The sequence below is a fragment of the Clostridium sp. genome (assembly GCF_036642255.1).
Taxonomy (GTDB): Bacteria; Bacillota; Clostridia; order Clostridiales; family Clostridiaceae; genus Clostridium_J.
In genome coordinates this window covers 23,761-36,144 of record NZ_JAVWDJ010000022.1, presented here as the reverse complement: position 1 = coordinate 36,144, position 12,384 = coordinate 23,761, and the positions used below count along the sequence as shown (strand labels likewise).

Sequence of the window (12,384 nt, the reverse complement as noted above, 5' to 3'; positions counted from 1 at the left end):
CTTCCTTTAGGGAACAAAAGCGTGCCTATTCACGCCCTCTTATATAGTTTGCATTACTTGTAATTTTTTACTCTAAACCTAAAAATCAATTATCCAAAATCCTTGTTATGGCTTATCTGAAGTACGCAAAGTTACAATAAAAAAAGAAGAAAATCTGAAATTTAAGATTTTCCTTCTATATCATCTAAAAAATACTTCCAATTATCCTCCTATAAGTCCATCAGAGAGCCTTTCTAATTCTTGAAGTCTCTTTCTGTCTTTACATAGTAATTCCATAATTAAATTGTCCTGCGTTTCAATTTCAGTAGCAATACATACTTATTCGTTTATAGGTAGCAGCTATGTTGTTCCTATATATGTCCCATCTTCATATTTAAAAATATCCAATGTTGAGCTTCAAGAAATAAAGATGTGGGAAGTCACTACTCACATCTTTTTAGAAACATATAATGTTGAGGTTAAAGCCTTTCTACCAAAAATGCTGCTGCAATGTCCACAAATCACTCTTCCTGTGCCATGGCAGTATAAGGTTATAAATACGCATTAATTCAGATTTTGCGTAAAGATGTACTCCTATAATCGAGGGCTTCCACAGAACATACAGATTTTCTAATTTAACGTTATACCAATAAGACATAGCATTTTTGAGAATTAAAATACACACCGTTTAACTGCTTCACATAAGATGATATAAAGTATTGGAAAGGAAAGAACAATATGTATAAGACATATCCTCTCTACTTTAACACTCCAATGTATAACTCGGACCTTTTGAGACAATTAACTAATTATGCAAATGATGAGGATAGAAATATAATAGATTTTATTTCAACATTGATAACAAGAGGCTTTATTGTTCAGGAAGGAAAATTAAGCTATATAGATATACTAAAGCTGTGCAGTGAAGGCAAAGTCGACAATTGTTTAGGTAACAACGTTGGTGCCCCTTATGCGGTGTGCTTACTTCCGCCAGCCCCCAACCAGGCCCCCTCAGAAGGACAGAGTACACCAATTGGATATAATCCTAATAATCCAAATAACTATCCACCCAATATAGATTATCTGGCACCGGGATTTACCTCTAAGCTACGACCTGACGAGGCTATTGTTTTAATTGGAAGGACACCTCCACCTGCCTTATATTATTGCTTTCGAAGTTATATCGGATTCATTGAAAATAAACCTGAAAAAGACTACAGCGAATATGTTGCGGCTGGCAATGATTATACTGGATTTTACCACCAAATCTTTGCTAGTCTAGGTGACCAATTAAATAATTACAATATCTGGACTGGTAAAACTCCCAAAGGAGCTACTGGAAAACCTTTTAACAGCTCAACAATCATCATTAGCACTGCTGACAGGAACATAAACAAACAAATCCGCAAGGCTCTGGGTTTTGCCGGGTATAGCCAGGACATTATGAATGATGATAATATCCCTATTGAACTTACTAACATGGGACTGGAAGAAGGAAAGGATACCTTCATATTTATGATGAGATTTGCATTATGGGCACAGCAAGATATAGGTACCCAATATATTAATAATATTGATAAATTTATGAAAGTATTTCGCATTACACCTAAAATCCCTCTCACTAATCTAACCCCATGGCCGGTACCAACCCTTAAAATAAGAGAAACAGGCATTACTGAGTATCAGATTGTACCTAACTCTAGACGTGATTTTGATCATCTCCGAAATGAGATTATTGATAAATATGGAAGTACAGAGTACGATCATGTGGATCTGGATTTAACCGTGGGGATTCCTGATAATTACAATGCTATATTGCGGGATATTAATATTTATGGAGATGATAGAGATGCTGTGTATTTTAAAACGGAAGATTTTAAGTTAACAAGTGATGATGATTTTGTAATAGTATATGGCATAAATCACGAAGGAACCGGAAAAGCAATTTATTCCAATGCAAGTTTTTACGGGGCGGAGCTGTTTAATGGAGTTGCTGGAGCCTTCAGTACAGTTCAATTTCCGGATAGTGCAGTGGAATATTTCCCTGAAGGTTATAAAAATGCTGGATACTATTATGTTTATAAAATGGCAAGAAAGGCTGATGAGGACAATGTTGTTATTATCCCTTACGGTACAGGGAACCCACTTGGAAAAGCCTACGGAGTTGATAATAATAAGGATGCTCGTATAGTGTTTAGGGTTTATTTGGATAAAATAGCTATGGTTGGTCCATACATTTTTGATATCATCTGGGACCATGCAATGCTTTTTATAAAAAAGAAAAGACTTTGAGCATAATAAAGCAATTAATAATGAGTAAATAATAGTTTGTCATAGAAAACAGCACTAAGTACTAGTGCTGTTTTTCCTTATTTGGCCATGCTACAATATTACTGATAAACATACACAGGTTTATCTACTTATAACCTGTGCGTTTTCATGTAATTATTCTACTTTTCCAATAACTTATAAATCCATGCTTAATCTAATCATATCAATACATTGAATGCCATTTTCTTGTATTTTATGATTATAATGTTTTATAAAAAAGTCTCTATCAATTGAAACTATGCGAAAGCCACATTTTTGATAAAGAGCTAACTGAGCTATGCTAGAATTTCCTGTTCCAACTTCTAAAACCTTCGCATTTTCTTGTTTGGCTATTTCAATAGCACTGAGCACTAAGGTTTTTCCTATGCCTCTTCCCTGAAATTCTTCACTAACAGCAATATTTACAAGTTCTAAAGTTAAGGGTCTTGTTTTTATCATTACATACGCCCCTACAACCTTGTTATTAATATATTTACAAAGCATTGTCCCCTTTGTAAATATTCATCAACAATATCCCTTGATGGATCAGCTAGCAAAAGTAATTCGTAAGGAACTTCATCCTTATTACTTAGCTTTTCCACTATTAAATTATCCATTTTTAATCCTCCGTTTTTACTTTCTTATAGTAATTATAAGATAGTTTATTTCTATTTGAAAGTATCTCCTGAGGTAGTTGATTATTTTAATAAGATAAGATAGTAAACCGGTGCAATTTTGTACTGGTTGAGCTTTTGGATAGTTGTATTATTTTTATAAATAGGATTATTTGGAGTTTATATAATCAGTGAATTTTCTAGAAAGTGTTATACAGCTCCTTATTGTGCTGGGGCTTAAATCACTTTTTTCTAATTGTTATGTAACATAAGTGAAGTCTATATTTCTAGTTTTCATAGAGTTAATTCTAGAAATGTCAACTGCATTTATATTATTTTTTCTTACACCTTCTGAGCTTGCTAATATCCCTTTTAATAATATCTTATTACTCTTCACAACATTTTTTCTTATGACAGGACTTACATTTACACCCTATCTCTACATCCTCACAGAGTTGAAAATCTCCCCCTTCAATTTTTAGTAGTGCTCCATTTACTAATGCTTTTGCAAGCTTTAGACGTGCTTCGTTATATATTCTTTGAACTGTAGTTCTTGCCACATCCATTTTCTTAGCACACTCTTCCTGCATCATTCCTTCTAGATCCATAAGCCTAATAGTTTCATATTCATCAACTGTCATTATAATGGTTTCATGTTCTATGTTAACTTTATTTATTGGCCCAAATAAATTACTTTTGGGTAAACAACATACTTTCCTACACTTTCTTGGTCTTGGCATATTTTATCCTCCCATATAAAGGTTATTGACATATGTTCATCATAAGCCTATTATAATATATAAAGAGCATATGTCAATAATTAATATGCTTCATACTAATTATTATGTTATTTTGGAGGTTGTATTATGAAAATTGCATTACCATCACGTAACAATCAAATTGATGATCACTTTGGACATTGTGAATATTTCACTGTTTTCACTGTGGATACTAACACTAAAGAAATACTTTCTTCAGATATAGTTAACTCACCGGCTGGCTGTGGCTGCAAATCAAACATAGCATCAATCTTATCTGAAATGGGCGTTAAAGTTATGCTTGCAGGAAACATGGGTGAAGGTGCTGTAAGAGTACTTAACAATGCAGGAATACAAGTATTACGTGGCTGTTCTGGAGAGGTTAAAACTGTAGCTTCTAAATTGCTTAACGGTTCACTTGTGGATTCAGGTGATTCTTGCCACGCTCATGAACATGGATGTCACCACGAATAATTACTATTTAGTATTTTAAAAATTGTTATTAAATATATAGTTATAAAGGGAAGTCATATTATTGATATGACTTCCCTTTATTCTAGTTTTATTAATTATTTATATTCCTATTTATATCTCTTCAAAGAGCCATGGTTATTTTATCAACGTAAGAAATATTCATAGTAAGCACCTTGAAAGAGTAAAACTATTTCACCTAAAACCCCTATACAAAAAAACATAAAATAGTATGTTGCTTTTGTTAAGTCTTTACTAAACAGTTCCTTGAATGCTTGGATAATCAGACGTTCAAATTTAAACCAGCTTAGAATCCAGCCAACAATGAGAAAAGTTAAAATTGCCATATTAATTCCTCCCCATATTCAAACATGTTTACCATTATAACACAATATCCTACGATGTCTCATTTATTATATTATACAATACAAGATTACAATATTTCAAATATTCAGCATGCTATATATTTTTTTATTACTTGTGTTATTCATTAATACTCCTTTTAGTAGTCTAATAAGTTATCATTTCCTATTTAAGGTCTTATCATGCTAATGGATACAGGTTTAAAACTCAAAACAAAACATGATATTCCCTTATTTTTTGAGGTTATTTCTTTAACCTTTGCTGCGTTATTAGGTATAATAAGATGTACATTTTCTTGTGTAAAATTAGATAAATACATCTTAGATCACATCGCTACAATTAAATTTAGGTACGTTTATAGCATGTAAACTATGAAAAGATATTGGTAAAAAATCCAATACCGATATCTAGAGTTCTATTAGCTTTTATTAATATGGTACATTCAACTTCTACATTGATTCCATGATACAAAATCAAAACTTATAACCCCTATTTCTTAAGTAGACCTCAATATCTTAAATTATATATTTTTTGCTCTGTGTATAGAGTAAATCGTAGCCATCTTTTAAAATTCAAGTAACTTGATTTTGTGGAAAATTTACCACATCTCTACCATATTTGTTATTAACATTAATTTCTAAAACTAATATTTATAATATATTACTAACTACTCTATCTTGAATGGAAAGTCAATTTCATAAACCTTAATCGGTCGACCCTTGGAGTTGCTAGATTTGTTATATAGTATACTTGCAAATCCACTTTTTTCTAAATTACTTAGTATTCGATTAGCATTTCTCACAGTAACACTAAGTCTTGCGGCCAAATCCTGTGTGGTCAACTGACTAGTCCCCATGATTTTTATAATAGAAGCTAATTTTTGAATTGTAAGAGATGATAACTTTGACTGTTCTGCAATTTTATGAATTTCTGGAGTAATTTCGCTTGTTATCACTAAAAAGTGTTCTGTATTCAGTGGGCCAATCAAATTATGCTTCTCATCCATTATAAAGCTGTTATCAGTTAAAATAGCTTCTTTTTTGGCATCAGATGCATTGTTTTTCGCTTCAATAATATTATTCCCTATACCATAACCTATACACACTTTAAAAGTAAGGTGCTCTTCAAGGTAACGTCTAAGCTGACAATCTTCAAGGAAGTGAGTAATGTGGTTTGTAATCCGAAGGCTGGTATAGACATCAAAGCCGTCATTACTTTTCTGAATTAAAAAATCAGTCATATTTTCTTTATTAAAATCTAGTAGGCATTTTTGCAGAGATACTGTATCTATATCTGAATCATCTGTATTTTTATTCCCCTGTTTACTCACTGAAATCACCACAGGTAGATTTTCTCTCATTTGATTAATTTTAATAGTAGACAACAAAGTATTTATGCATTCCTTAATATGTTCTAGGGTTGGATAAGCAAATATACAAGGAACCCCATTTTCCTGAAGAATCGGCATAATGCTGCTATAGAAGCATATAGAAAGATCTATTTTGCCCTGGTGCCATAAAGTAATTATTTTTTTTGTAGTGTCTTTTTCAAGAGAATGTAAATCTTGAATAGTAGAATTTTTAAGCCATTTTTTCATGTCATTCTCAATGAAAGTCAAGTTCTCTTTTCCCACCATTTCAGCACAAGTTGTGTTTTCTCGAATTGGTATGAGAAAGTCCATAATAACACGGTTAATGTCCAAATTTCTGTTCTTTATAAAAAGCTCCAACAAAAGCTGATATAGCCCTACTAAATCTGATCCAAACCACACTATTGGTTTTTTAGGACTTTTAACAGACTTTTCAATGGCAAATTGTGCAACATTAGCGCTGACCATAAACCCGTCCACTTCATCTTCAAGAGATGTATATATTTCAGAAATATTATTAAAACCAGTATATTCAAGTATCTGGAAATCACATTCCAGTTGCATTTTACCCAACATTTCTTCAATAAAATGATGCAAAAACTTAGTTGTAATAATAGCTATTTTTGTGGTCATATTCTTCACACTCCTATTACATATTCTATATGATACTATTCCATAAATCAACAAATGTGTTCCATAAATACATTTGCACTTAATTGTAGGCAATTTTCTAAATTTTTCAAAAGTATTTATTGACAGGCTATACAAATTCTCTTAAGGTATATTTATGGACTATTCCATAAATATACCATAATACCTCGCGAGGGTACCTTTTGAACTATTAAAGAATATACCATATAATTTTAAAAACTATTAAACAAATTGGAGGGACCATAGGGTGAATTATTTAGAAAGAGCAAATAGTTTGCAAGATGAAATGATTGCAAACAGACGCTATCTTCATGAAAATGCTGAATTGGGAATGAAGCTACCAACCACAGTAAAATTTGTCATGGGAAAACTAAGGGCTATGGGTTATGAGCCAAAAGAGATATGTGAATCAGGTGTTACAGTGTCTGTAGGAAAGGGAAATGGTGGGGTAATTTTACTCCGTGCGGATATGGACGGACTTCCTATAGTAGAAGAAAGTGGCCTTCCCTTTGCATCAACTAGTGGACATGCTCATGCCTGTGGACATGACTTTCATGCTGCAATGCTCCTCGGAGCTGCAAAGATGCTCAAAGAAAATGAAGACCAATTAGAAGGTACTGTTAAGCTAATGTTCCAACCTGGTGAAGAAACCTTTCAAGGGGCTAAAGCAATGATTCAAGCAGGTATTTTGGAAAATCCAAAGGTTGATGTTGCACTTGCCTATCATGTTTCTGCTGGAAAAATACCTGTAGGTGTTTATATGTACAACAATGAGGATACTATGATGTCTTCCAATGATGGATTTAAAATCACCATCAAAGGCATGGGGTCTCACGGTGCATATCCCCATAATTCCATTGACCCCATTAATATTGGAATCCATATCTACCTTGCCTTACAAGAATTAATTGCAAGAGAAGTAGACCCAGCTGAATCATGTGTTTTAACTGTAGGAACCTTTATTTCTGGTACTGCTCCAAACATTATTCCTGAAACAGCAGTTATTCAAGGAACTATTCGAACCGCCTCTTTAAAAACCAGGGAATTTCTTGTAAGAAGGATGCAGGAAGTTGCTAAATTAATAGCAGAAACCTACAGAGGAAGTGCAACTGTAGAAATGCTCTCTGAAGTATCGCCACTGATTTGCAATCCAGAGTTCACTAATGAAGTTATAAAATATATGAAAGAGCTGCCTGTAAATGGTTTAATGGGATATCCAAAAATAAAAGCAAGTGCTTCCGATGACTTTGCAGAAATTTTAAGCCTTGTTCCTGGAGCCTATATGTTCCTTTCAGCAGGGTTCCCAAATGAAGAGAATTCTTATCAAGCTCACAATCCAAAAGTAAGATTCAATGAAGATGTTCTTCCATTTGGCGCAGCAGCATTGGCACATTGTTCAACACAGTGGCTTAAGGAGCATAAGGATTGTTAATATTTATGGCATAAATGATATAAAAACAATGAATAAAAAAAAACAAGTTCTTTCTTTAGTTATTACGGGGCTCCTGAAATCTTTCAGGAGTCACTACCCTTAATTTGAAAGGAGTTTTAATAATGGCAAATGAACAATCAAATATCTCTTCTGTAGCAATATCATTATCCAGGAAAAAAAAGTTAGCAGTTCAAATCGGCTGCGTGTGCATGATGCTCTCTGTTGCTATGATAGGACTTAGCCTCAGTGTCCTTCAGGGTCCCATCCTCACGAAAATGAATGCAATGAACTACTTCTCTCTATTGACTATTTTTGCATCTCTTGGACTTTCAATTATGACACCTATTGGAGGAAAACTTGGAGATCTCTTTGGACGTAGAAATATTGTAGTAATTGCTGGTGTTATTGCAACAATATGTGGTGTGGGGTTAGGAATAGTTAAGACAGTTATTCCTTTTATGGTGCTTCGCTTACTTTTAGGTGCTGCACAAGGAGCATTTACCGCAGCTCCTTTTATTATCGTTCGTGAAATTAATGAACCTAAGGATGTACCAAAGGGTATGGGCATATTATCCAGTTCCATCGCGGTGGGAGGTTTCGTAGGCAGTATTATAGCTGGTGCCTTGACTGATTTGGGATACCTTAATTTAGCAATTATGTTTCCAATTATACCACTAATAATTGGAGTAGCACTAATTGGATTTAATATGCCAAATAAGGTAAGGCAGGATAAAGTTAATATCGATAAACCTGGTATAATCACTTTGACAATTGTTCTTAGTGCTTTCCTTCTTTCTATGAACTATGGCGGTAAAATTGGCTGGGGTAATCCTTATATTTTAGCTGGATTTGTAATTACTTTTCTTTCCGTGGTTGTTCTAGTTAAAATTGAAAAAAGAGCAGCGGAACCAATTATTCCAATGCACTTATTTACAAATAAGCACTACTGCGCACTTTTACTAGTTGGATTTATTGCATACTTTTACCAAAGTACAATGAATGTCTATGCACCACTTGCAGTACAGAAGGTTCTTAATGCTTCTACCACAGCATCTGGCGCACTGCAATTGCCACGTACAATTATTGTTATGATATTTCCTACAATTGCAGGGATTTGGGTTGGTAAGCAAAAAGATAATTCTTGGAAGGCTATGGCTATTGCAATGATTGCCATTATACTCTGCTTTGCACCACTTAGCTTCACCACCAAGTCAACTTCAATTCTATTATATATAGTAGCAATCACTCTTACTGGTATATCAGAAAGCTTCCGTGCTGTTTCGGTGACTCCTACTGCTCAGACAACCTTGGCTTCTAGGGATTTAGGTATCGGCACCTCACTGGTGACATTTGTTAACTCACTGGCAAGTTTATTTTCTGCTGCTATTTCTGGTATTATTTTTGACGCAAATGCTTCATCAATCAATACAGCTGTGAATTCCATATTCCTTACTACTACTGTTATAACCATAGCTGGATTATTAGTTGTGCTATTTGTAGTACGTAAGCATATGCAGAATAAAATTAAAGATAATAGCTTAAATACTAGTGTATAATATAGTTAATTTTCACAGATTGCAGTGTGGTATAAATAATACGGGCTTGTTACTCCCCGTGTCTTAAGGCATGTGGAAAGGTTCACCAACTGCATAGTTTTATCAAGCGGCCCCTAAAGGGGCTGTTTTGTTTGTTTTTATTTTCTGACACACCCTTAAAGGTGTTAATAAATTCTTTTATAATTATTTGATCACCAGTTATATCTTCTTGTAGTTATTTTTTTATATACTCTTTTATTTCCATTTTATTTTTACCTACAGAAACTACATATATTTTCCACTTTATTCTACTATTTTTTAGTACCTTCTTAGAATATCAATTCTCACCTAAATCTCCAGTTGCCCTTCCTTCCTTTTCTATCTCCACAATATTGTTAACTACATCTGGGGTAAAGAATCTTAACTTTACACCCATAAAAGGATATCCCTTAATTCCTCAATTTTTTCCTTATCCAAGGTACTATTATTGTTTTATGATTTTAGTAAATCCTTTATTTTATTTGTTACTATTTTTATAAATTACTATTAATCACCCAGTGATAATTACTAATTACTAAAACTTAAAAGGAGCAGAATTTTTTACATCCCTACTCCTTTTATAATCTTTATAATTTTTTTCAATTCATCTTTCTATGCATAGTTGTTAATCACCCCAGGGGTGATTTTTACAAATATTTAGCTGCCTGTTTATCAACAATTACTATGACATGGGGATGAAGTTGAAGTACTGAAGCTGGAAGTTCTGGAGTTATTTTGCCATATATTGTATCATAAACTATTTGTGCTTTTTCATCACCGCAAGCTAATAACAATATGGTTTTTGAGTTCATTATTGTTTTTATTCCCATGCTTATGGCTTTCTTAGGAACATCTTTAATATTTTTAAAGAATCTAGAGTTTGCATAAATAGTATCTGTATCTAAGTTTACACCATGGGTTGTAGCCTCAAATTTAATATCAGGCTCGTTAAACCCAATATGTCCATTTCTTCCAATACCAAGAAGTTGAATATCAATTCCACCTTGCTCAATAATTTTTCCTTCATAGGATTCGCACTCTTTTTGTATGTTTTTAGCTAAGCCATTTGGTATATGAATCTTGCTTTTATTAATATCTACATGATTAAATAACTTATCTCTCATGAAATAGCTATAGCTGTCAGGATTGTTGCTATCTAAACCATAGTATTCATCTAAATTAAAAGTAGTAGCACTTGAAAAACTTATAATCCCTTGGTTACATAGCCTTATAAGTTCTTCATAGGTTCCTATAGGCGTGGAACCAGTAGCTAATCCTAAAACACTTTCTGGCTTTAGAATAAGTTGGCTTGCCAGAATACTTGAAGCCTTTTGGCTTAATTCCTCATAATCTTTAGCAATGATAACTCTCATACCATGTATCTCTCCTATAATATTCTTGTATAATCTTCATTTAAGTTTTCATCATCTATAATGTCTATTATTTTCTCTTCATATAATAATGTTTTGCCTTCTAGGATTCAATGTTCTGTAATAATATTTCCATTAATTATTGCTTTCATTTATACCACCAGTTTCTGCTTAAGCCTGTATTTAAACCCTCTACCTAAAGCTCTCTTTGTATCTAAGTCCCCATATTCCATAAGTTCCTTGAATTAAATTGAATTTCCCATAGGTAAGTCTATATTTCGAAACTCATATGAAATATATTTCTAATTATTTTTTCTATTATTCCATTAATCTATCCCAGTTTTTCAAGGTTTCAATTAGGTTTTCAAAAGTTGGGCTTTCTGCATTTCTTACATAATACCCCGAAGTAGCATTTGCAATATATAAAGAACTTTCTAAATCTAAACCAAGAAGTAAGCCAAAACATAACCCAGCATTGAAATTATCACCACCACCAGTAGAAAGTTTAGGTTGTCTAACATAAAGACTTGGTATTTGAACTACACTATTCTTATCACAAGCTATAGAAGTTGTTAAAGTGTGTATCACTATTGAATCTATATTTAAGCGTTCAAATATTCTTCGTCCTGTAATTAACAAATCTTCTGGGGTTGTGTCATGAAATAAGGACTTAAACATTAAAAGAGCTTCATTTTCATTCAAGCCTAAAACCACTTTATAATAGTTATTAAATTGGCCAATAAGCTCAGTAGCTCTACAAACCTCTTTTCTTTCTCTCTTAGAAAAGTCTGCAAAATCGAAGAATACTATCTGCTCTTTGCTAATCTTACTTTTACGAAGAATTTCTCTTAGGAGTCCTTCAAGTATGTTATTGAAATTAATCATACAACTCCAGTTCACTAGTCCTATTAATCCACTTTCTTCAAAGAAACTTTTTAACTTTTCTAGTCCTAAAATATTCTTTATTTGCTCCCAATCTACCTTATCAAGACCTTCTACTTGAGCAAGTAGTACCTTACCATCCTCAAACTCCATAGCTGTAGTGTATGCAGGCTCACCTATGCTATAAAGATCGCAATTAGAAGACAAGTTCTTAAATACAGGGTTAATCTCTGGAATTCCAAGGGGGCTAACACAATTAACCTTTACACCTAAATTCCCGAGGGCATTACTCGTAATAGGAGCATTACCCCCCAGTTTAAGAAACCTTTCACTTAACTCTAAACCACAGCTCATTCCACTTTTGGAGATAATATGCTCCCCAAACTGTGAAATATTTGGAAAAAATTCTTTTTCATTATTCCTTGATTTGCTGCGAACGACCCTAACTACTTTATCTATAGCTGAGTCAATGCCTATAGTGACTTTCTTAGAGTTTATACTTTTCTTTTTATCTTCTAAAAATCCGATAACTTCTTTTCTATCCTTCATAGCAAAATCCCCTCTTTATCATGGTTTCGTTTCCTTTTTAATTTTTCAGATTTCTTACTCTT

At 33.2% G+C, this 12,384-nt stretch carries 11 protein-coding genes and 1 pseudogene; 4 read left to right on the top strand and 8 right to left on the bottom strand.

All coding sequences use genetic code 11. From position 1 onward, the window contains the following. Positions 1-210: 210 nt before the first annotated feature. Positions 211-324 (bottom strand): annotated as a pseudogene (locus RR409_RS12740) (IS1595 family transposase); the annotation flags it as partial. 393 nt (positions 325-717) lie between these two features. Between RR409_RS12740 and RR409_RS12735 the strand changes: the two are divergent. After that, the gene (locus tag RR409_RS12735; protein WP_332558144.1) at positions 718-2,271 is read left to right on the top strand and encodes a hypothetical protein; all 1,554 of its coding nucleotides are present in this window, start codon (positions 718-720) and stop codon (positions 2,269-2,271) included. Between the two features lie 174 nt (positions 2,272-2,445). On the opposite strand, the gene RR409_RS12730 is transcribed toward RR409_RS12735, so the two are convergent. From RR409_RS12730 to RR409_RS12720, 3 genes are all read right to left on the bottom strand, one after another. Next, on the bottom strand, positions 2,446-2,748 hold the full coding sequence (locus RR409_RS12730) for a GNAT family N-acetyltransferase (protein WP_332558143.1): 303 nt from the start codon (positions 2,746-2,748) through the stop codon (positions 2,446-2,448). Between the two features lie 11 nt (positions 2,749-2,759). Beyond that, on the bottom strand, positions 2,760-2,906 hold the full coding sequence (locus tag RR409_RS12725) for a hypothetical protein (RefSeq protein WP_332558142.1): 147 nt from the start codon (positions 2,904-2,906) through the stop codon (positions 2,760-2,762). Between the two features lie 383 nt (positions 2,907-3,289). Continuing rightward, positions 3,290-3,643: a DUF134 domain-containing protein gene (locus RR409_RS12720; protein ID WP_332558141.1), complete on the bottom strand. Its 354-nt coding sequence runs from the start codon at positions 3,641-3,643 to the stop codon at positions 3,290-3,292. Positions 3,644-3,769: 126 nt separating this feature from the next. Between RR409_RS12720 and RR409_RS12715 the strand changes: the two genes are divergently transcribed. Continuing rightward, positions 3,770-4,135, top strand: a complete 366-nt coding sequence (locus RR409_RS12715) for a NifB/NifX family molybdenum-iron cluster-binding protein (protein ID WP_332558140.1) — start codon at positions 3,770-3,772, stop codon at positions 4,133-4,135. Positions 4,136-4,278: 143 nt separating this feature from the next. Here the strand turns inward: RR409_RS12715 and RR409_RS12710 are convergent, their stop codons facing one another. Together RR409_RS12710 and RR409_RS12705 are read right to left on the bottom strand one after the other, a co-directional pair. Then, positions 4,279-4,479: a hypothetical protein gene (locus tag RR409_RS12710; RefSeq protein WP_332558139.1), complete on the bottom strand. Its 201-nt coding sequence runs from the start codon at positions 4,477-4,479 to the stop codon at positions 4,279-4,281. Between the two features lie 683 nt (positions 4,480-5,162). Beyond that, positions 5,163-6,497 carry a hypothetical protein gene (locus RR409_RS12705; RefSeq protein WP_332558138.1) on the bottom strand — a complete coding sequence of 445 codons (1,335 nt, stop codon included), beginning with the start codon at positions 6,495-6,497 and terminating at the stop codon, positions 5,163-5,165. A 265-nt stretch (positions 6,498-6,762) separates the two neighbouring features. On the opposite strand from RR409_RS12705, the gene RR409_RS12700 reads away from it, so the two are divergent. Together RR409_RS12700 and RR409_RS12695 are read left to right on the top strand one after the other, a co-directional pair. Next, on the top strand, positions 6,763-7,947 hold the full coding sequence (locus tag RR409_RS12700; protein ID WP_332558137.1) for a M20 family metallopeptidase: 1,185 nt from the start codon (positions 6,763-6,765) through the stop codon (positions 7,945-7,947). 122 nt (positions 7,948-8,069) lie between these two features. Further along, positions 8,070-9,503, top strand: coding sequence for an MFS transporter (locus RR409_RS12695; protein WP_332558136.1), 1,434 nt, complete (start codon positions 8,070-8,072; stop codon positions 9,501-9,503). 665 nt (positions 9,504-10,168) lie between these two features. Here the strand turns inward: RR409_RS12695 and nagB are convergent. Both nagB and RR409_RS12685 read right to left on the bottom strand, forming a co-directional pair. Next, complete coding sequence (nagB, locus tag RR409_RS12690; protein WP_332558135.1) at positions 10,169-10,894, bottom strand: glucosamine-6-phosphate deaminase; 726 nt, start codon at positions 10,892-10,894, stop codon at positions 10,169-10,171. 315 nt (positions 10,895-11,209) lie between these two features. Beyond that, positions 11,210-12,322, bottom strand: a complete 1,113-nt coding sequence (locus RR409_RS12685; protein WP_332558134.1) for a PfkB family carbohydrate kinase — start codon at positions 12,320-12,322, stop codon at positions 11,210-11,212. Positions 12,323-12,384 lie beyond the last annotated feature (62 nt).

Coding starts and splice junctions, on each gene's coding strand:
- RR409_RS12695 (WP_332558136.1), top strand. CDS start 8,070: ATGGCAAATGAACAATCAAATATCTCTTCTGTAGCAATATCATTATCC.
- RR409_RS12735 (WP_332558144.1), top strand. CDS start 718: ATGTATAAGACATATCCTCTCTACTTTAACACTCCAATGTATAACTCG.
- RR409_RS12710 (WP_332558139.1), bottom strand. CDS start 4,479: ATGGCAATTTTAACTTTTCTCATTGTTGGCTGGATTCTAAGCTGGTTT.
- RR409_RS12685 (WP_332558134.1), bottom strand. CDS start 12,322: ATGAAGGATAGAAAAGAAGTTATCGGATTTTTAGAAGATAAAAAGAAA.
- RR409_RS12720 (WP_332558141.1), bottom strand. CDS start 3,643: ATGCCAAGACCAAGAAAGTGTAGGAAAGTATGTTGTTTACCCAAAAGT.
- RR409_RS12705 (WP_332558138.1), bottom strand. CDS start 6,497: ATGACCACAAAAATAGCTATTATTACAACTAAGTTTTTGCATCATTTT.
- RR409_RS12730 (WP_332558143.1), bottom strand. CDS start 2,748: ATGATAAAAACAAGACCCTTAACTTTAGAACTTGTAAATATTGCTGTT.
- RR409_RS12715 (WP_332558140.1), top strand. CDS start 3,770: ATGAAAATTGCATTACCATCACGTAACAATCAAATTGATGATCACTTT.
- RR409_RS12725 (WP_332558142.1), bottom strand. CDS start 2,906: ATGGATAATTTAATAGTGGAAAAGCTAAGTAATAAGGATGAAGTTCCT.
- nagB (WP_332558135.1), bottom strand. CDS start 10,894: ATGAGAGTTATCATTGCTAAAGATTATGAGGAATTAAGCCAAAAGGCT.